The 19611-nt window shown below is 74.9% G+C and carries 16 protein-coding genes; 9 read left to right on the top strand and 7 right to left on the bottom strand.

The genetic code is table 11. The features are described from left to right. Positions 1 to 84: 84 nt before the first annotated feature. Complete coding sequence (locus IE106_RS21350; protein ID WP_189536475.1) at positions 85 to 954, bottom strand: universal stress protein; 870 nt, start codon at positions 952 to 954, stop codon at positions 85 to 87. 244 nt (positions 955 to 1198) lie between these two features. Beyond that, on the bottom strand, positions 1199 to 2086 hold the full coding sequence (locus IE106_RS21345; protein WP_189536472.1) for a universal stress protein: 888 nt from the start codon (positions 2084 to 2086) through the stop codon (positions 1199 to 1201). 495 nt (positions 2087 to 2581) lie between these two features. Between IE106_RS21345 and IE106_RS21340 the strand changes: the two genes are divergently transcribed. The 4 genes from IE106_RS21340 to IE106_RS21325 all read left to right on the top strand — a co-directional run bounded on the left by IE106_RS21340 (position 2582) and on the right by IE106_RS21325 (position 6108). Further along, a complete protein-coding gene (locus IE106_RS21340) occupies positions 2582 to 3787 on the top strand; it encodes a globin domain-containing protein (protein WP_189536470.1) in 1206 nt (401 codons plus the stop codon). A gap of 264 nt (positions 3788 to 4051) precedes the next feature. Further along, positions 4052 to 4921: a universal stress protein gene (locus IE106_RS21335; protein WP_189536469.1), complete on the top strand. Its 870-nt coding sequence runs from the start codon at positions 4052 to 4054 to the stop codon at positions 4919 to 4921. A gap of 201 nt (positions 4922 to 5122) precedes the next feature. Beyond that, a complete protein-coding gene (locus IE106_RS21330; RefSeq protein WP_189536467.1) occupies positions 5123 to 5449 on the top strand; it encodes an STAS domain-containing protein in 327 nt (108 codons plus the stop codon). Between the two features lie 143 nt (positions 5450 to 5592). Next, positions 5593 to 6108, top strand: coding sequence for a pyridoxamine 5'-phosphate oxidase family protein (locus IE106_RS21325; protein WP_189536465.1), 516 nt, complete (start codon positions 5593 to 5595; stop codon positions 6106 to 6108). Positions 6109 to 6173: 65 nt separating this feature from the next. On the opposite strand, the gene IE106_RS21320 is transcribed toward IE106_RS21325, so the two are convergent. Both IE106_RS21320 and IE106_RS21315 read right to left on the bottom strand, forming a co-directional pair. After that, the gene (locus tag IE106_RS21320; RefSeq protein ID WP_444545531.1) at positions 6174 to 7871 is read right to left on the bottom strand and encodes a sensor histidine kinase; all 1698 of its coding nucleotides are present in this window, start codon (positions 7869 to 7871) and stop codon (positions 6174 to 6176) included. 295 nt (positions 7872 to 8166) lie between these two features. Continuing rightward, positions 8167 to 8886, bottom strand: coding sequence for a response regulator (locus IE106_RS21315; protein WP_189536576.1), 720 nt, complete (start codon positions 8884 to 8886; stop codon positions 8167 to 8169). Positions 8887 to 9181: 295 nt separating this feature from the next. Between IE106_RS21315 and IE106_RS21310 the strand changes: the two genes are divergently transcribed. Further along, positions 9182 to 9862, top strand: a complete 681-nt coding sequence (locus tag IE106_RS21310) for a CBS domain-containing protein (RefSeq protein ID WP_189536463.1) — start codon at positions 9182 to 9184, stop codon at positions 9860 to 9862. A gap of 475 nt (positions 9863 to 10337) precedes the next feature. Here the strand turns inward: IE106_RS21310 and IE106_RS21305 are convergent, their stop codons facing one another. After that, positions 10338 to 11201 (bottom strand): universal stress protein, encoded by an 864-nt coding sequence (locus tag IE106_RS21305; RefSeq protein WP_189536461.1) that lies wholly within the window; start codon positions 11199 to 11201, stop codon positions 10338 to 10340. A 373-nt stretch (positions 11202 to 11574) separates the two neighbouring features. Here IE106_RS21305 and IE106_RS21300 point away from each other — a divergent pair, with 373 nt between their 5' ends. The 3 genes from IE106_RS21300 to IE106_RS21290 are packed head-to-tail and all read left to right on the top strand — an operon-like array spanning position 11575 to position 16546. Beyond that, positions 11575 to 14502, top strand: coding sequence for a CHAT domain-containing protein (locus IE106_RS21300; protein ID WP_189536459.1), 2928 nt, complete (start codon positions 11575 to 11577; stop codon positions 14500 to 14502). 21 nt (positions 14503 to 14523) lie between these two features. Beyond that, positions 14524 to 14898 (top strand): CATRA system-associated protein, encoded by a 375-nt coding sequence (locus tag IE106_RS21295; protein ID WP_189536457.1) that lies wholly within the window; start codon positions 14524 to 14526, stop codon positions 14896 to 14898. Positions 14899 to 14902: 4 nt separating this feature from the next. Further along, positions 14903 to 16546, top strand: coding sequence for a CATRA conflict system CASPASE/TPR repeat-associated protein (locus IE106_RS21290; RefSeq protein ID WP_189536454.1), 1644 nt, complete (start codon positions 14903 to 14905; stop codon positions 16544 to 16546). Here the strand turns inward: IE106_RS21290 and IE106_RS21285 are convergent. Beyond that, positions 16537 to 16908 carry a hypothetical protein gene (locus IE106_RS21285; RefSeq protein WP_229840651.1) on the bottom strand — a complete coding sequence of 124 codons (372 nt, stop codon included), beginning with the start codon at positions 16906 to 16908 and terminating at the stop codon, positions 16537 to 16539. The two genes, IE106_RS21290 and IE106_RS21285, sit on opposite strands and share 10 nt — an antisense overlap. 830 nt (positions 16909 to 17738) lie before the next feature. On the opposite strand from IE106_RS21285, the gene IE106_RS21280 reads away from it, so the two are divergent. Further along, entirely contained in the window at positions 17739 to 18704 is a 966-nt protein-coding gene (locus tag IE106_RS21280; protein ID WP_189536452.1) for a glycoside hydrolase family 6 protein, read from the top strand. Between the two features lie 168 nt (positions 18705 to 18872). Here IE106_RS21280 and IE106_RS30745 read toward each other — a convergent pair whose 3' ends face one another. Then, positions 18873 to 19574, bottom strand: a complete 702-nt coding sequence (locus IE106_RS30745; RefSeq protein ID WP_189536450.1) for a (2Fe-2S)-binding protein — start codon at positions 19572 to 19574, stop codon at positions 18873 to 18875. Positions 19575 to 19611 lie beyond the last annotated feature (37 nt).

Genomic DNA, 19611 nt, shown 5'->3' with positions numbered 1-19611 from the left:
CCGGGCGGGCCCACCGCCCACCGCGTCGTCCGGGCGCGCACCCGCCGGCCGGAGCCCCTGCCGGTGCCCTGCGGCGTGGGGAGCTCAGTCGTGGGGCACGACGGCCACGGGCGTGGTGGCGTGGTGCAGCACGGCGTGCGTGACGGACCCGAGGCGCCGCATCCCCTCTCCGTGGTCACGGCGCCCGACGACCACGAGCTCCGCGCGGTCGCCGCTGGACAGCAGGACCTCGGAGGCGGAGCCGAACTCGCAGTGCTCGACGACTTCCACCTGCGGGTACGCCTCACGCCACGGCTTGAGGACGTCGCCCAGGGCCGCCTTCTCGACCTGCTCCAGGTCGTTCGCCTGATCGGCCACGTAGAGCGAAGCGGGGCTCCAGCCCACGGAGGCCGGGAGGCTCCAGGCGTGTACGGCGCGCAGGGGGACCCCCCGCCCGGCAGCGGCTTCGAAGGCGAACCGCAGGACGGCGCCGCCGTCCCGTCCGGGGTCCTCGATTCCGACCACCACCTCGGCGGGGCCCGGACGCGCGGCGGGGCGGGCCGGTTCCCTGACCATGACCACGGGCCCGTTCGCCTGGCGGAGCACGTGCAGCGAGACGGAACCGACCAGGTAGCCGGTCAGGGTCCCGTATCCGCGGGACCCCAGGGCCAGCACCTCGGACCGCGAGGCCTCGGCGACCAGGGAGGGCACCGGGTCGCCGTCCAGCACCTCCGTGGTGACGTGCAGGTCCGGATGCGTCTCGGCCACCCGGGCCCGGGCCTCACTCAACGCCCGCCGTACCCAGTCCTCCTCCACCGCGCGGTCCGCGCCGTGCACCACGTCGACGGGGCCCCACTTCCAGGCGTGTACGAGCCGTAGGCTCGCGCCCCGGCGCTCCGCCTCGTCGGCCGCCCAGTCCGCTGCGGCCAGGGCGGGGTCGGTTCCGTCCAGTCCCACGGTGATGATGCCGGGCATGTCGCCTCCTGTTGGGTTCGGTGATGGGGCGTGGTCTCGTACGTCGTGCCGCTACGAAGTTCGCAGCTTCCCGCTCCGGGTGACAGGGCCCCTCGGCCGTGCCACGGCTCCGACGGTCCCGCGTCGCGCGGTCCGAAGGTCCTTTCCCGTACTGTCGGGGCCTTCGTCTTCCCGCTACCCCGTCGGCACGAACCGCACCGGGCACGGAAGCGTGCCACCGGACCGAGTGGCTTTCCCACCCGGGTCACCGGCGCGCGTCCGCTCCCCGTACCACCGCGACCGGGCAGTGGGCGTGGTGCAGCAGGGCCTGGCTGACCGAACCGAGCAGCAGGCCCGCGAAGCCGCCCCGGCCCCGTGCGCCGACCACCACCAGCTGGGCGGAGCGGCTGGCTTCGATCAGCGCCTTCCGCGTCTCCCCGTGCACCACCTCGTGCTCCACCGTCACGTCGGGGTACCGCTCCCGGCAGCCGGCGAGCGCCTCGGACGACAGGCGCCCCTCCTCCTCGGCCAACGCGCCCGGCGGGTTCGCGTACGGCGTCGACGCCTCCCGCGGGCCGGGCATCGGCGCGTTCCACGTGGTCCAGGCGTGCAGCGCGACCAGGGGGGCCTTCCTCGACCGTGCCTCGGCGAAGGCGAAGTCGACCGCCCTCGCTCCCTCGGCGGACCCGTCGACGCCCAGCACGACGGGACCGTCGCCACCGGCTCGCTCGCGTACCACGAGCACGGGACACCGGCCGTGTGCCGCCAGGTGGACCGCGGTCGATCCGATCAGCAGCCCGACGAATCCGCCCATGCCCCGGGATCCGACGACCACCAGCTCGGCCGCCCGCGACTGCGTCTCCAGCACCGTCAGCGGCTCCCCCGTCACCACTTCGCCGCTGACCTCGACCTCGGGTACGGCCGCGCGGGCCCGCTCGACCCCCTCGGCCACCAGCCGGTCGGCCATCTTCCGCAACCCGCCCTCGGGCGGCCCCAGGGGCGACGGGCCCAGCGGCACGTGCAGGGCGGGCCAGAGGAACGCGTGCACCACCCGCAGGCGCGCTCCCCGGGAACGCGCCTGCCGCACCGCCGCGTCCACCGCGGCCAGACTCGACGCCGACCCGTCCACACCCACGACCACCAGCCCGCTCATCGTGCCTCCCTCTTCCGGTCGTCGGAACTCCTGCCCCCACCCCACCCCCGGCCGTGTCCCGCCGCCATGGCCCTCCCGGCCCTGTCCGAGGGCCGACCGGGCCACGGATCCCCCGCCGCCGCGTGCTCGCGCGGCACCGGCGGTGACACCGGGGGTCCGGGAGCGTGCGGGTTCGGCCGGAACCCCGCGAAGCCGGCCGCGACGGTTCCGACGGCCGATCACGGCCGGCCGGGCGTTCCGGGGATGCCCGTGTGGGACCCCGCGCGGCCGGGCCCGCCGGCGGGAGCCGCTTCGCGCGGAGCGCGGTGAGGGCGCCCGACAGGGCCGGGCGGCCCCTTCTCGGGGCGGGGCGAGGGCGCAAGGTCCTCAAGGCCGGGACCATCGGCCCCGATGCCGCCGCGGACCGCTGGTTTCCCGCGACGCGGGTGCTAGACCGGTCGGCGTCCGCCCTGCGCCGAGACGACAGGCATTCGCCTTCCCCTCCGAGGGTCCCCGGTGTTGTCCATCGAATCGGCGTCCGTCATCCGGGCCACCCTGCCTCCCGTCGGCGGGGCGCTGGACGCCATCACGACGCGCTTCTACGCGAAGATGTTCGCCGAGCACCCCGAACTGCTGGACGGCCTGTTCAACCGCGGCAACCAGGCGGCCGGGACCCAGCGCCGTGCGCTGGCCGGTTCCCTCGCGGCCTTCGCCGGCGCGCTGGCCGCCGATCCCGGTGCCCGGCCGGACGCGCTGCTCGCCCGCATCGCGCACAAGCACGCCGCGGTGGGGGTCACCGAGGAGCAGTACGCCCTCGTGCACACGTACCTGTTCGCGGCGATAGCGGAGGTGCTGGGGGACGCGGTCACACCGGAGGTGGCGGCCGCCTGGGACGAGGTGTACTGGTTGATGGCGGGCGCCCTGATCGCGCAGGAGGCCCGGCTGTACCTGGAGGCACACGTACGCCCGGGCCACCCGTGGCGGCGGTGGACCGTCGTGGAACGCCGTGAGGAGACGGCGGACACGGTCTCCTTCCTGCTCCGCCCGGCCGACGGCGGCCCCGTGCCGGCGGCCCGTGCCGGGCAGTACGTGAGCGTCCGGGTGCCGATGCCCGACGGGGTGCGCCAACTGCGCCAGTACAGCCTCTCGTCCGCCCCGGACGCCGGGACCCGGCGGATCACGGTGAAGCGGGTGCACGGCCGTCACGCGCCCGAGGGGGAGGTGTCGAACCTCCTCCACCGCACCATCCGCCCCGGTGACGAACTCACCCTGTCCGCTCCCTTCGGTGACGTCGTCCTGGACGGGACCGACCGGCCGCTCCTGCTGGTGTCCGCGGGCATCGGCTGCACGCCGATGGTGGGCATGCTCGGGCACCTGGCCGCCACGGGCTCCCGGCGCCCCGTCACCGTGCTGCACGCCGACCGCTCCCCCGCCGACCACGCCCTGCGGGACGAGACGCGGCGGCTGGTGTCGCTCCTGCCCCGGGCCCGGGCCGTCCAGTGGTACGAGCGGTGTCCCGCGGACGCGGCCGGCGACGTCCGCGGCGGTCTGATGGACCTCGACGCGGTCGAGGTACCGTCCGACGCCGTCGTCTACCTGTGCGGCCCGCTGCCCTTCATGCGCGCCGCCCGTGCGCGGGTGCTCGAACGGGGCGTCCCGGCGTCCCGCGTCCACTACGAGATGTTCGGACCGGACCTCTGGCCGGCCGACGTCACGGCCTGACGGAAGTGCCCGGGGAGTCGACGCCCCTCCTGACCCGCCGGGGCGGCCCGCGCGGCCCGAACGGCCGACCGCCCTCGTGCGGTCGGCCGTTCCCGCGTCGGACGTCCCGGTGCGGCGGCCTTCGCGGCCACGGCCGAACGGCCGCGCGAGGAGGGCCGATCGGCCCTCCCCCCGCCCCGGTCACCGGGCCGATGCTGGGGTGAGGGGGCACCGGCCCGCAGGACCGCGCCCCGACCCGATCCCGACCGATGAGGAAGACGTGCGATGACCCCCGCGATCACCGTAGGAGTGGACGGCTCCCCCGAAAGCCTGGCGGCGGTGGACTGGGCCGCCGACGAGGCCGCGCTCCGCCGCACGCCTCTCCGCCTGGTCCACGCCTGGCTCTGGCAGCCCCTCGACGTGCCCGTCGTCCAGGACAGGGAGGCCCAGGCGCAGGCCGCCCAGGCCGTCCTGCGGGAGGCGGGGGCCCGCGTCGCGGGCCGGCATCCGGACCTGGCGTTCACCTCGGAGGTCCTGTCGGACACCGCCGTGTCCGCCCTGCTGGGCGAGGCGGGGCGCGCCGAGATGGTGGTGCTCGGCTCCCGCGGACACGGCCCCTTCCTCGGCTTCCTGCTGGGCTCGTACGGACAGCAGGTGATCGCCGCGTCCCCCCGCCCGGTCGTCTCCGTCCGCGCCGTGCCGGACCGCGCCGTACCGGAGGGCGGTGACGTGGTCGTGGGGCAGCAGGGGTCCCCGGAGGACAGCGCCGAGGTGCTGGGGTTCGCCTTCCGGGCGGCGGCGGTGCGAGGTGCCGCCGTCCGCGCGGTGCGGGCGTGGAGCCTGCCCCCGATCTACGCCTACAGCCCGGGCTCGTTGAGGCTGGCGGACGAGGCGGGCGGTCTGGTGCCGTTCGAGGAGAAGGCGCTGCGGGAGGCCCTCGCGCCCTGGCGCGACCGGTTCCCCGACGTTCCGGTCGTCGAGCACGTCGAGATGGGCAGCGGCGGCCAGGTGCTGCTGGCGGCGGCCGCCGGGGCGCGGCTCCTCGTCGTCGGCCGGCGCACCCGGCACTCGCCCATCGGGACGCGCATCGGATCCGTCGCGCACGCCGCCCTGCACCACGCGCCGTGCCCCGTGGCCGTCGTCCCCCACGTCTAGGGACGGGCGGCTGGACGAACGGCGGGGCCGGCGGGGCCGGGCCCCGCCGTGGGTACGCGGCGGGACCGTCGCGTACGGCCACGAAAAACCTTCGGCCCTCCGCCGAGGGCCTGCGGACCTGTCCCCCCTCCCTCCACCGGGTGGTGGGCCGGCCGACGTGAGCGGGCGCGTCCTCGCCCCCCGAGTCCAGGAAGGCAGTCCATGACCACCACCCCCATCACGCTGACGGTGCAGGTGCAGGACGACGGGTCGACGGCTCTGGCGCTCGCCGGTGAGCTCGACCTGGACACCGCCGCGCGGATCGAGCCGGACTTGATGTCGGCGACGTCGCGAAGCGGCCGGGACGTCGTCCTGGACCTGGCGGACCTCACCTTCTGCGACACCGCCGGGGTCGAACTCCTCCTGCGCCTGCAGCGGAGGTGCGCGGCGGGCGGGTGCCGACTCAGCCTGTGCCGCGTTCCACGCCGGCCGGGCAGGGTGCTGCGGGTCCTCGGCGTGGACCGCGCGATCCCGTGCACGTTCGGCTGAGGGAGGGCACCGTTCGGCGAGCGCCGGCCGCCGGGGCCCGCCGAAAGGTCCGTTCGGCCCTGGCGGGGGAGGGCGGATGCGGAAACGCTTGGTGCCGGAACCAGAGGCGATCGGCCTCACGGCCGCGGCGAAGGGTGCACACGATGAACGACCACGCGGGGGTTCGCCGTGAGGTGGCGCCGCGGTACCTGACGCCCCTGTCCCGGACCGAGGCGCTGCGGTTGCTGGGAACCGTCCCGCTGGGACGGATCGTCTTCACGCACCGGGCACTGCCCGCGGTGCGCCCCGTCAACCACTGCCTCGACGGCGACGACGTCGTCGTCGGGATCCACGACGGTACGACGCTCGCCTCCCTCACCGCCCCCGCCGACGGTCCGGGCCTGGTCGTGGCGTACGAAGCCGACGTGATCGACGCGGACGCCCGTACCGGCTGGAGCGTGGTCGTCACCGGATACGCGCGCCCGGTGACCGATCCCGACCGGCTGGCCCGCTACTCCTCCGTGCTCCGGCCCTGGGTGGCGGGCGCCGCGGATCGCGTCCTTCGCGTTCGGCCCGACCTCGTCACCGGGTTCCGGCTCACGGGCGACCCGCCCGCCGTACCCGCGCCCGGGACCGCCGGCACCGCTGCCGAAGCCGCCGTCGTACCGCCCTCCGGCTGAGCGCCCGAGCGCCTGAGCACCCGAGCGGCTGGGGAGCCGCGCGGAGGGCGGCACGACGGCCGGGGTCAGGCGCGGCCCGCGGCGGCCAGGGGGGCCCGCCACACGAGGCGGGTGCCGCCTGCCGCCGGTCCCTCGACCTCGAACGTGCCGCCGACCGCGTGCGCCCGCTCCCGCAGGTTCCCGAGGCCGCTGCGCCGGCCGCCCCGGGGAATGCCCCTGCCGTTGTCGGCCACCGTCAGGACGACCTCGTCGGCGGTGGCCCGCGCGGTGACCTCCACGCGCGTGGCGTGCGCGTGCCGGGCCGCGTTGCTGAGCGCCTCCGTGAGCGCGGCCATGACGTGATCGGCCACCTGCGCCGGCACGTCGGTGTCCAGCAGGCCCTCCATGCTGAGTCTCGGCGGGTGGCCGAGGGCCGAGGCGGCCTCCTCGACGGCACGGGCGATCCGTGCGCGCAGGCTGGGCCCGGTGTCCTCGTCGCGGGCCCGGAGGCCGAAGATCGTCGAACGGATGATCTTGATGGTCTCGTCCAGGTCCCCGACGGCCCGCTCGACCCGTTCCGCGGCGCCCTTGTGCTCCACCAGCCGCGCCGCGCTCTGCAGGGTCATGCCGGTCGCGAAGAGCCGCTGGATGGCCAGGTCGTGCAGGTCGCGGGCGATCCGGTCCCGGTCCTCCAGCAGGGCGAGCTGCTCGGCGTCGCGCCGGCGCTCGGCCAGCTCCAGCGCGAGCGCCGCCTGGCCGGCGAAAGCGAGCAGGGGGGCGAGTTCCTCGGACGTGAAGACCACTCCGTCCGTGGCCCGCGCCAGCAACAGGACACCCCGCGTGTCCTCGGCACCCGTGCCCAGCGGTACGGCCACCGCCGGTCCCAGCCCCTCGAAGCACCGGGGCCCGGCGTGGTACCGCGTGTCGTCGGCCAGTGAAGCCGTGGTCACGGGGCTGCCGGATCCGTAGGCGGCGCCGGACAGGGTGCCGTCGACGGGAACGACCAGGCCGCGCCGGGCGTCCTCGTCCGCTCCGATCGCCAGCTCGACCACCAGGTCGTCGCTTCCGCCGACGGGCACCGCCACGTCCGCGAGCCGGGTTCCGGTGATCTCCCGGGCACGCCGGGCGATCAGCTCCAGTACCCGGAGGCGGGGGCTGCCGGAGAGGAGGCTGTGGGTGATCTCGGCGTTGGCCTGGAGCCACCGCTGCTGACGTCGCGAGTCCTCGTACAGCCGGGCGTTGTCGATGGCCACGCCGGCGGCGACGGAGAGGGTGGAGATCACCGACTCGTCCTCGGCGTCGAAGTCCTGACCGCCCCGCTTGTCGGTCAGGTACAGGTTGCCGAAGACCTGGTCGCGGACGCGGATCGGCACCCCCAGGAAGGTGCGCATCGGCGGGTGGTGCGCCGGAAAGCCGTACGACACCTCGTGGGCGCCGAGGTCGCGCAGCCGTAGCGGTTCGGGGTTGCGGATGATCTCCCCGAGGAGCCCGTGACCGGCCGGGAGGGGACCGATCTTCGCGATCTCCTCGTCCGGGAGCCCGGTGGTCAGGAACTGCGACAGCGTGCGGCCGTCCGGCCCGATGACTCCCAGCGCCCCGTACCGTGCGTCCACGAGCTGGGCGGCGGCCTCGACGATGCGGCGCAGCACCTGCGCCAGGTCGAGTTCGCGGCCCACCGAGACGACGGCTTCGAGCAGGCTGTGGACACGGTCCCTGGTCCCGCGAGCGGCGTTGATACGCGCCTGCAGCTCCTCCAGCAGCTCGTCCAGCCGCATCTGAGGCATCCGCGACAACGGCTCCTCCACGCCCACAGACCCCTCCTCGAAACACCGCGCCCTGTCCTTCCCCACCCTATCCAGCCGTGACGGCGCTCCGGAGACGGCGGCGGACGCGGTGGGAACCCGCCGTCGCGGCCGGTGGCGAGGGGGATCGGCGGTCCCGGGACAGGGCCGGTCGCCACCGGCTCGCCCCGGTCGGCACGCGCTGCGCACCACGAGCAGGTCCCGGCACCACCACCGCACGACCGGGTCGAACCGTCACCGTGCCCCTCGGCAGCGGCGCCGCGGGCGGGCGGGACCGTCAGCGGTGGGGCCGGTCACCGCGCGGCGGGTCGGAGGCCGGGGTGCGGCCGGACAGCTGGGTGGCCAGGACGGCGGCCTGCACGCGGCGCTCCACGCCGAGCTTGGCCAGCAGCCGGGAGATGTTGTTCTTGACGGTCTTCTCGGCGAGGTAGAGGCGTTTGCCGATCTCCCGGTTGGTCAGCCCCTCCCCCACCAGCGCGAGGATGTCGCGCTCCCGTTCGGTGAGCCCGGCGAGTCCCGGCTGCTCCTCCTTCTGCGGGTCGCCCCCGCGCAGCCGGGCCATCACCCGGGCGGTCGCGCCGGGGTCGAGCAGGGACTGGCCGGCGGCGACGGTGCGTACGGCCGAGACGAGGTCGGTGCCGGTGATCTGCTTCAGGACGTAGCCCGACGCTCCGGCCATGATGGCGTCCAGGAGCGCCTCCTCGTCGTCGAACGAAGTCAGCATCAGGCAGTGGAGGTCCGGCATCCGGGAGCGCAGTTCGCGGCAGACGCTCACGCCGTCGCCGTCGGGCAGGCGCACGTCCAGGACCGCCACGTCGGGACGCAGGGCGGGAATGCGGGTGAGGGCCTGCTCGGCGGTGCCGGCTTCTCCGACCACCGTCAGGTCGGGCTCCCCGTCCAGCAGGTCGTGGACACCGCGGCGCACCACCTCGTGGTCGTCGAGGAGGAAGACCTTGACCGGTCCTCGCGTCGGGACACCGGTGGTGTTGTCCGTCATCATGCAGCTCCGTCATGCTCGGTCCGACACCCGAAAGCGGGGGCCTCCTGCAGGATCCCCCGGGCCGGGGCCGAAGGGCCAGGGCCGGATGGCCCTCCTTGCGGATGTGCCGTCCGGGCCGGGCCGTTCGGCCCCGGCGGGCGCCGTACGACGGGCCCGGCGCGAGAAGGACGAAGGGCCCCGCGTGTCGACCCCGACCGGATCTGCCGGTCCCCGGTGTCCGGCGGGAGGCTGGAGCCGACGACCGGGGCGCCGCCGATGGGCACCGGCGCCATCCGATGGAGGGGTGATCGCGGTGAGGACCCGCACCGTGGGCGAAGTGATGAGCGACGGGGTCGTCCGGGCACGCCCGGGCACCTCCTTCGAAGAGCTGACCAGGCTGTTCTCCACGCACCGGATCAGTGGTCTGCCGATCGTGGACGACGACGGCAAGGTGGTCGGCGTGGTGTCGCGGACCGACCTCACCCGGCGCCGGGCGGCGCGCCCGGCGCGAACGCGAACCACCATGGCGGGCGTGCTCGCCCGGTGGGGGCGGAGGGCTCGGGGCGACCGCTCCTCGCCGTACGCTCCGACGGCGGGAACGCTGATGACCACGCCCGCGGTGACGGTGCACCCCGAGCAGCGCGTCGCCGATGCCGCACGTGTCATGCAACGGTGCCGCGTCGACCGGCTTCCCGTGGTGGACGAGGAGGACCGGCTCATCGGCATCGCCACCCGCCGGGACCTCCTGGGCGTCTTCCTGCGGACCGATGACGACGTCCTTCGGGACGTCACCCACGCGGTACGGACCCTGGTACCGCTGCCCGTCCGCGACGGCGTCCGCGTCCGGGTCCGCGACGGGGTGGTACGGCTGGAGTTCCCCGCCCGCGAGGACATCGACGCGACCGCGCTGACGCGGGCCGCCTGGCGGGTGGACGGGGTGGTCGGTGTCGTGCACGGCTCGACGGCCACACCGGCGCGGAGCCCGGGCGCGTGATCGCGGGGACGGTGAAGGGGCCGCCGGAACGACCGTCCCTCCGGCCGGTGCCGGGGCTCCCCGGCCGGCCGCCGGCGACACCGCCCGGGGAGCCCCGGCCGAACGACCCGTCACCGAAGGAGCGGAAGGAGGGCGGAGGCGGTCAGCGGGCACGACACGGCAGCGGTACGGGCACCGGGCGGCCGTGACCGCCGCGCCGGGACGGGCGCCGGCGTCGCCGCGGACCGGCTCGCGCCGCCCGTCCGGCACCGGCCCACGCGGGTGGCAGCCCCCGCCCGCGCCGATCACCGCCGCGCTTCGACGAGGCGAACACCTCGGCGACGAACTCGCCGACGCCCTCCCGCGGCTCCTCGGTCTCCCCGGGATCCACGACCGGCGGCACGGGCCGCCCCACGCCGCCCGCCCGAACCCACCCGGCATGGGGCAGCCGGGTTCCCCTGCCCGCCCCGTGCGCGCGTGCCGTCCGCACCCCCGGTCATCGCCCGGACCCGGGCACGACGATGACGGGACACTCCGCCCTGCGCAGGAGCCCGTGGGCCACGGAACCCAGCCGCGTCCCGGCGCGGCCGCCCCGTCCGCGGCGCCCCACGACGACGGCCAGGGCGCGTGCCGAGGCGCGCGACAGCCGCTCCACCGGGTGGCCCCGCAAGACACCTCGCGTGACGTCGAGTTCCGGGTACTTCCGCAGCCAGGGCTCCAGGAACCCGGCCGGCACGCGCTCCTGCTCCTCCTCCCCCGGGGCGTCTCCGAGGCCGGCGAGGGGGCGGGGCCGCACCCGCACGGCGCGCACCGCCACGCCCCGGAGACGGGCCTCCGCGAAGGCGAACGCCACGGCGGCGCTCGACTCCTCGCTGCCGTCCACCCCCACCACCAGGAACGGCTCGTCTTCACTGGTGTGCTCCGGCTCCCGCACCACGACGACCGGGCACCGCGCCCGAGCGCTCACCGGCATGACCACCGAGCCGGTGCCGAAGGCCTCCTCCCACCGGCCGAGCCACCGGGACCCGAGGACCACCAGCCGCGCGTGCGCCGCTTCCCGGCAGAGCACCGAGGCGGGTACGCCGTCGAGCAGCTCCGTCGTCACGGGGACGCCCGGCTGGAGGGCGCGCACGGCCTCCGCCGCTGTGGCCAGGGCGTTCCTCCCCCGCGCGCACCGGGCCGTACGGTGCGGTTCCGCGTCGCCGTGCCACGTGTCGCGCGACGGCGGGACCGACAGCACCATCCGAAGGCCCAGCCCCCTGCGGACCGCTTCGTCGGCCGCCCAGGCCAGAGCCGGCAGGGACTGCTCCTCCGGGTCGACGCCGACGAGAATCCCCTCACGCCCAGCGGTGGTCGCCATGGCCCCTCCTCACGCACCCGACAGCCGTCGCACCGTGGACGGTCGCGCTCCTCACGCTGACACCGGGGCGGCGGCCGGGACAGGGGCGCTGGGTCCCGGCACGGGGCCGAAGGTCCTGACCACGTCCACTCGGTCAAGGACGATGGCAGAAGGCGGCTCCGGGGAGAGCCCTTCCGCTCACCGGATCGTCGGTCCGGCCGTGGGGGACGGGGGCCGCGCCGATGAAGCCGGGGGTGCCGTGAGTCGGCTGTGATGCGCGCGCCGGGTGTGTGACACCGTGCGCCCCCTGCCTTTCGTGCGGACGTGGTGGTTTGCTTCCCCTCGACCGAGTTCCCCGAGGCGGTCGCGTCACCCCGGCAGCGCAGGAGAGTCGTTGACCGCATCGAGTCCCACAACAGCGTTCCGGGAACGCCTCGACACCGCCCTTGCCGCCGGGAACGCCACGGCTCTCACCACGCCGGACGCCCTCACGGCCGCCACGGAACTGGCCCGGATGGTCCTGGCGGGGCTCTCCGAACGGGGAGGTCTCACAGACCGCCGACAGCCCGGCGACGGTGCTCCGCCGACGGCAGTCCTGCACCTGCTCGGCCTCTTCCACTGGTACCGGTACCTGGGACGCGATGACGACGGCCACCACCTCGACCGGGTGGCCGCTTCCTGGTGCTTCGCCGCCCTCAGCCGGCAGGGGGCCGGGACCGGGATCCCCGCGGCCGCGCTGTCCGACGTCACCTCCGTCCAAGCCTCGCGTGAACCGGCGCAGACGCCGGCAGCCGACGTGGTGACGGCCCTGCGGTCTCATCTGTACGTCCTCGTCGCGGAACTCCACCAACACCACGACCGACGGCTCCTGGAGGGTTTTCTGCGCACCCTGTGCACCCTGGCCGATCACCCCGTGACGCGGCACGGGCCCGACCAGGACGACGTCATGACCGACCTGGGACGCGCCGTGCTGCTCGCCGCCGAACTCAATCTGGAGGGCAGGCGGGATCTCGGTGTGGAGGTTTTCCGCGAGGTGCTGCTGCGTCCCGACGACGACTCCCTCCTGCGCGCCCGGTACCGCCTGGTCCTCGCGCGGGCCCTTCAGGCACGTGTCACCCGTGTCGGTGACTCCGCCCTCGCACAGGCGGCGGTCGAGGAAGCCGGGCTGGCAGACGCCTTCCTGCGTACGGTCGAGGATCCCTGGCTGCGCCACCTGGCCGCGACCACGCTCGGTGCGACGCTGCTACGCCGGTACGAGCGCTTCCACACCCGTGCCGACATCACCGCCGCGGTCGACGCCTTCGCTCGGGCGGTGGAGACCGCCGCGGGCACCGCGCACCACGCCGCTGCCCTGTCCAACTATGCTGACGCGCAACGGCTCGTGGACCCCGCCTCGGACGAGGAGTTGTCCAAGGCCGTCAACGCCTCTCGTGAGGCGGTGCGGATCAGCACGCCCGGCAGCCCCGGTCGGCTCCGCTTCCTGACGGTGCTCACCAACGCCCTGCGCATGCGCTACGACGCGTTCCGCCGCCCCCAGGACCTCGACGATGCGATAGCCCATGGACGGGAGTGCGTCGAGGCCAGCCTGCCGGACACCCCCGACGGTGTCGTCTTCCGCACGAACGTGGCGAACTCGCTGCAGTACAAGGCCGAGGCCGCCGAGAATCCCCGTCCCTTCCGGCGCGAGGCCGCCGCGCTCCTGGAGGAGGTGGTCTCGTCCACCGCCGGGCACCTCCGGGTACGGCTGACCGCCGCCCGTGCCTGGGGACGGCTCGCCGCCGAGGAGAAGGACTGGCCGGCCTCCGAGGCCGCCTACCGCAAGGCTCTGGAGATCCGCGGGGCCATGAGCCAGACCCACCTGGAGCCCGCCGACCGCGAGCACGTGCTGACCCTCTTCGAGGACCTGGTCACCGACGCCGCCGCGGCGGCGCTCCAAACCGGCAGGGCCGGTGCGGCGGTGGAACGTCTGGAGGAGGGGCGCGGGATCCTGCTGGCTCAGATGGCCGACGACTGGGACCTGGAGGCCCTCGACCGCGCTCACCCGCGCCTGGCAGCCGACCTCCGGGCCGAAGACCGCCGACGGCACGAGGCCGGCCTGCCGGTGAGCCGCGGCGGTGCGGACGACGGGGACCAGCAGGACACACGGCACCCGGGGTGCTTCGACGCACTCGCGAGGGTCCGCGGGCTCTCCGGCTTCGAGTCCTTCCGCCGGCCCGCCCCCGCGGGCGCCCCGGCGAGCCCTGATCCCGATCCCACCGTGCTGGTCAACGTCAGTGGTCACCGGTCCGACGCCCTCGTCATCCGCACCAGGCAGGGCAGGGACCACGTCGAGGTGGTACCGCTGCCCGGGGTCACACCGGAAGAGGTGAACGAACAAGCCGCTCGGTGGTGGGACGGCGACGAGGCCGGTCGCAGCACCCGCCTCGCGGGGGTCCAGGTGTGGTTGTGGCAGCACGTCGTCGGGCCCGTTCTGGCCCACCTCGGCCACTCGGATCCCGCCACGCCGCACACGTCGTGCTGGCCCCGGCTCCACTGGTGCCCGACCGGCCGCCTGACCGTGCTCCCCTTGCACGCGGCGCTCGACCCCGACACGGGAACGTGCGCGATCGACCGGGTCATCTCCTCGTACACCCCCACGCTGCGCATGCTGCGCCAGGCGCAGCGGCGGGCAGCCGGAAGCACCGGTACGGACGACCGGTCGATCACCGTCGTCGCCATGGGGAACACCCCGGGCGAGCGCCGTCTGCGGGCCACTGGGCGCGCGGCCGTCGACATCGCCACCGCGTACGGTGTGCAACCCCTGGTCGACGAGGCCGCCGCAGCGGATCGGGTGGCGGCGGAACTCGGCCGGAGCGCCTGGGCCGTCATCACCGCCCATACACACGTGGACACGGACAATCCCAGCGACACCAGCCTCCTGCTTCACGACACGCGGCTGAGCGTCGCCGAGATCAGAGCGCGCCGCTTCGGCGACGGTCGTACCGGGTGCCTACTCCTCACCTGCCACGGCGGCTTCGCGGGCCATCGTTTCGTCAACGAGGTCGCCCACCTGGGGGCGGCCTTCCAAGTCGCGGGCTTCCCCCACGTGCTCAGCTCGCTCATGCCCGCACGCGACCACATCGCGGCCGGCATAGCCCGGCGTCTGTTCACGCCGGGGACCGCGGGTGCCCGCCACCTCCGACGGATCGACCCTGCGCTGGCCCTTCACGATGCGGTGCGCGACATCCGGCGGCTCGTGCCGCGCGACCCTCAACTATGGGCCACTTACGTCCACTTCGGCCCGTCTCGACCTTTCGACCCGAGTTCGCACCGTCATCCGTGACGTTCCGGAAGGAGCCCCGCCTTGCCCGACGACGACCGGTCCGCCGCCTGGGACGCACTGCACACCGAGGTTCTCTCCCATCTGGGAGCACCGGAGGACTGGGACCTGCTGACCGCCTCGTCCTGGTCCCGCGTCGAAGGGGAGATCCGCGGCCTGAAGTCCGCCTTCGAGGACGGAGCGCTGGCCGAGGCCCAGGACGCCTACGCGCGCCTGCTGGAACTCACCTCCCCGCCCCTGGCGCGGCCCGCCCTGGACGAGGAACCCGGACCCGGGCAGCTCACCGAGGCCCCTGCGGACGTCCTCGCGCTGGCCGACACCTTCATCAGGGACGTGTCCGCTCACCCACCCGGTGCTTCGCCACGTCCACCGGAGCAGGCTCCCGGCACGGGGGACTGATCCGGTGGCCGACCCCGTGCTGCACAGCCGGGCGCTCCTCGTCCTGGCCGTTGCTGATCCCGAGGACCCGCGGGCGGTCGACGCGGTGCGGCAGCTCTGGGAGAACTGCGAGCACTTCGCCATGTCCGCCCCTCTGGCGCGCTGGCGCCTCGACACCTCCTTCCCGACCGGGGAGGAACTGGACGAGCAGCTCGCCCGCACTCGCGGCGGCGGGACGCGGTTGATACGGGCGCGTGAACGCTCCCGGGCACGGGGCGCCGACAGGCCGGCCGTCCACCAGGCGTTCCTGTTCGTCGAGCACGATGTGCTGGGGTTCATGACCATGCTCGCCCCCGGCGAGAACGAGGTCGACTCCTGGGCGGATCTGGACAGGCGGTGGTCCCGGCACCTCGGGCCGCTCCCCGCTGAACGGTTGCTCGGCCTGCATCACGTGTACACGGCGCTCGTCGCGGACCCGACCGCCGGGCCCGCGGGCGCCCCGCACGGGAACGGCACGCTGGTGTCGGAAGACGGCGTTGCGGCCGCCGCCGCCCTCTTGGCCCAGGAGATCCCCGGCCTGCAGGACGGACACTGGCAGCGGCTGTGGCAGCGCACGGCCGGAGGAACACTGGTGTGGCACGCCCGGCAGGGTGGACAGGGCCGGCTCCCGGCGCGGGACCGCCGGCTGGCCGCGCTCGCCGCCACGGAGGCCGAGCAAGCGCTGGACGAGTGGCTCTGGCAGCCTCCCGACCGGCACACGCTGGCGCCGTTGGTGCGGTATCTGGTCCACGCGGGGAAGATGCGCCGCCAGATGGCCGTCTACCTCGAAGGCCGCGACTTCGGTGAACTCCGGCGTCTGCTGACCGAGCAGTGCGACCAGCTCGCCGGACTGCACCGGCGGTTCACCGAGAACGAGTCCGCCGCACTCTTCGGAGAACTGTTGCGCTCGCAGGCCCTGCTGAGGAACCTGCAGGTCGGCGAGAGCGGCCTGGTCCGCACGCTGACCCTGCGCCGCTCGGCGCTGCGCACAGTGGAGATCGCGCTGCACTCCATGGAACAGGCCGTCGCGCTGCCCGAGATCAGGCCGCACTCCATGTTTGATGCCGACTTGCGCGCAGGCGCCCTCTTCCGGCGCGTGGTGGAGGACGACAGCGCCTACCTGGGCGACGTCCGGGAGCAAGTGGGCGAGATCGTCCGGATCACCGAGACGACGATCAGCAGCCGGTTCAACCGGCGCGAGCAGCGGCTGGCCCTGCTGCAGACGGCGTTCCTCGGAGCGCTGCTGATGGGACTGGCCGCCGTCCAGGCACTCGGCTACCGGGTTCCGATGCCCGGCCACGTGCAAGCCCCGCTCATCGCCTTTCTCTTCGTCCTCGCCCTGGCCCTGCCGCTGGCCGCCTCGCGCGTGGCGGCAGGCCGCGCCGCGCCGGCGACCGTTTCCGGGCCGCTCGCCCGCATCGACGCGGCGGCTGGTCTCGGTTTGGGGGCATCGAGCGGCTGGCTGCTCGTCACCGCGGTGTGGACGGTCACCGCCTCCGGACCGGTGCCCCCGTGGCTTTCCCTGACGGCCTCGGCGACTGCCGCCCTGGCGGTCGCAGGGGCCGGCTGGTACCGCCGGCGGGTGCGGAGTCCACGAGGGCGGGGGGCCCGTCGCGTCGGTCAGGCGTAGGGGTCGCGGCCGAGGTGGCCGTCGACGTGGCTGAGCAGGTCCGAGGCAGGGCCGTCCGGGAGCGGGTGGCCGGGGTTCTCGGCGCGGACCTCGCTGATCCACTGGTCGTGCCGGTACTCGCGGCCGATGAGTGCGGTCGGCAAGCGGTGGGCGGCGGTGGGCAGTCGGGTGGGGGCGCCGACGTTTCCGGTGGCGATGTCACCGATGCGGGCGTGGACGCGTTCGGCGGCGGTGCCGCGGGGGGCGGCGAGGCGTTCGACGGTCGGCAGCGCGCCGCGGAACTCCTCCGGGGCGGCCGAGTCCATGAGCCCGTCCGGTTCCGGGTCGGGGCCGGGTTGGGCCGCGGTGGGGTCGCGGACCATGAAGGGGGCCGCGTGGGTTTGGTGGCCGAGATGCCGCCGATGGCACCGGGGTCCTCGTGCGGGCGCCAGGTCACCTCGTCGGGGTGGGCCCTTCCCCAGTTCGTCGGTGTGGGCGCGGTCGTACGCGCGGAGCAGCGCCGGGAGTTCGTGCGTGACTCCCCCTGTCTGCCGGTGTCAGCGCGGGAGGGGGCGGTTCGCGGCCGGGTCGCGTGAGGGCGGCCTTCTCCGCCGGGTGCGGCAGGACGATCAGCGGCAGGGTCGGCCTCACGAAGTCCTCCCAGGGCGTCCCGGCCGGGCGCGCGGCACCAGCGGGTGGCCGACGGCGGGCGCCGCGAGCGCGGGCAGGCGGGGCGGGGCGGGGCGGTGCCCGGTTCGACGCCCCGGAAGGGCTCGGACGGTGCCGGGAGGGCGCACGCCGGGGCGCGTTTCAGTGGCGGGGGCGGGCCGCTGGTGACGAGCGGGCGAACAGGCCGCCCCGGGGGCGTCCTGGCGTCGGCGACGTGCGGGAAGCCGTGGAAGAGGCCGAGCGCCCCGGTCGCGTGACGAGGGGTCTCGTTTCCCGCCATGTAGCGGGCGGGCGTACGTCGACCCTTGACAGCCTCATCGAGCCACCACACGATACCGACCGCACCCCCAAGGCTTTCCGGCGTCACGGGGCACGCTTCCGGTGGGAGCGCTCCCAGTGCCCGGCGTGGCCTTCCGGGTGTGTCGTCCCCGCCGGTGAGACCCTCGGCGCGAGGGGACGGCGTACCACCGCACCCCCCTCAGCGCGTCGCACGCTCGGGACGAGAGCGTACGGCGGACCCCTGCCAGGAAAACGAGGTACAGCCATGCGCCGCAGACTCCGCGCCCTCACGGCAGCGCTCTTCGCCCTGCCGTTGGCGCTCGCCGTCGCACCGCCCGCCCACGCCGCCGACCCGACCACCATGACCAGCGGCTTCTACGTGGACCCCGACTCCAGCGCCAAGCGGTGGGTGGCCGCCAACCCCGGCGACGGCCGGGCCCCCGCGATCAACGCCTCCATCGCCGGCACCCCGACGGCCCGCTGGTTCGGCTCGTGGAGCGGCGCCATCGGCACCGCCACGGGTGCGTACGCGGGGGCGGCGGACCGCTCGGACAAACTGCCCGTCCTCGTCGCCTACAACATCTACCACCGCGACTACTGCGGCGGGCACTCCGCGGGCGGAGCCGCTTCGCCGTCCGCCTACGCGACGTGGATCGGGCAGTTCGCCGGCGGGATCGCCGACCGCCCGGCCGTCGTGATCCTCGAACCGGACTCCCTCGGGGACTACGGCTGCATGACACAGGCTCAGATCGCCGAGCGCCAGGGCATGCTCACCGGGGCCCTCGCCCAGTTCAGCCGCCAGGCCCCCAACACCTGGGTCTACCTCGACGCCGGCAACCCCGGCTGGGCCAGTGCGGCGACCATGGCCCAGCGCCTTCACGAAGCGGGCCTCCGGCAGGCCCACGGCTTCTCGCTCAACATCTCCAACTACTTCACCACGGCCGAGAACACGGCCTACGGCAATGCCGTCAACAGCGAGCTGAGCGCCCGTTACGGCTACACCAAGCCGTTCGTCGTGGACACCAGCCGCAACGGCAACGGCTCCAACGGCCAGTGGTGCAACCCCTCCGGCCGCCGCATCGGCACCCCCACCCGGCTGGGCGGAGGCGCCGAGATGCTCTTGTGGATCAAGGTTCCGGGCGAGTCCGACGGCAACTGCGGCGTCGGAGCCGGCTCCTCGGCCGGGCAGTTCCTGCCCGAGGTCGCCTACAAGATGGTCTACGGCTACTGATCCGGCCCTCCCGCGGCCCCGGTCGCTCCCGCCCCGCGACCGGGGCCGCGGGTGCCCGCCCGCCGCACGCCGGGCGGGGTCGCCGCGCACGTCCGCCGCGGGAGGGCCACGGGCCCGCCGGCGCGCTCGCACCGGCCGGTCCCCGGTGCCGCCCGCCGGTCCGGACGGTCAGAGGGGGGCCGCCTCCCCGCGGTTGAGGACGCAGTCGCCGCAGTAGTCGGCTCCCGGCACCCGGTAGAAGAGGCAGCAGCTCCGGCGGCGGTAGGCGGGCGGGGCGAGGGTGAGGGTGCCCGCGTCCGCGAGCGGGCCCCGTTCCAGCAGGGCCGCGGCGATCGGGAGCGGTGGGTGCGGGGTGTCGGGGCCGTGGGTGCGCAGGATGCGTACGGCTCCGGCGAGCGCGGAGGCCACGTTGCCGCGCAGCAGCTTCGGCGACAGCCCGAAGGGCCCGCCCAGCGCCTCGCCCAGCGGGGCCAGGTTGCGTACGGCGACGGTCTCGTACAGGGCTGCGGGAAGGTCCCGGCCGGGCATGGCGGCCGGTTCGGGCAGCCACAGCTCGACCGTGCCGGATCCGGTCGCGCGCCAGTGCAGCCGGTCCGGGGTCAGGTCGGGCACGCGGCCGGCCAGGGCCGCCGTGGCCAGGGCGATCGACCAGAGGCGTGCGGCGGTGCCGAGGTGGAGCGCGGAGGCCGCCACCCGCCGGTCGGTGCCGATGCGGCGGACCAGGTCCGCCACCTGCGCCGACAGGATCTCCCGGTCCGTGTAGAGGTCGGTGAGCGGGCGGAAGTCCCCCGGGTCGGCGCGCGGCCCGCAGGACACGGCGAAGTACGGGCCCGTGGCCGAGACCCGGGCAAGTGTGTCCGCGATCGTCATGCGGCGCGTGTCCCCCTGTTCGCTGCGTGCTGTGCGG

The sequence above is a fragment of the Streptomyces roseolilacinus genome (genome assembly GCF_014649335.1).
GTDB classification, from domain to species: Bacteria; Actinomycetota; Actinomycetes; order Streptomycetales; family Streptomycetaceae; genus Streptomyces; species Streptomyces roseolilacinus.
This window is presented reverse-complemented; position numbering and strand designations above follow the sequence as displayed.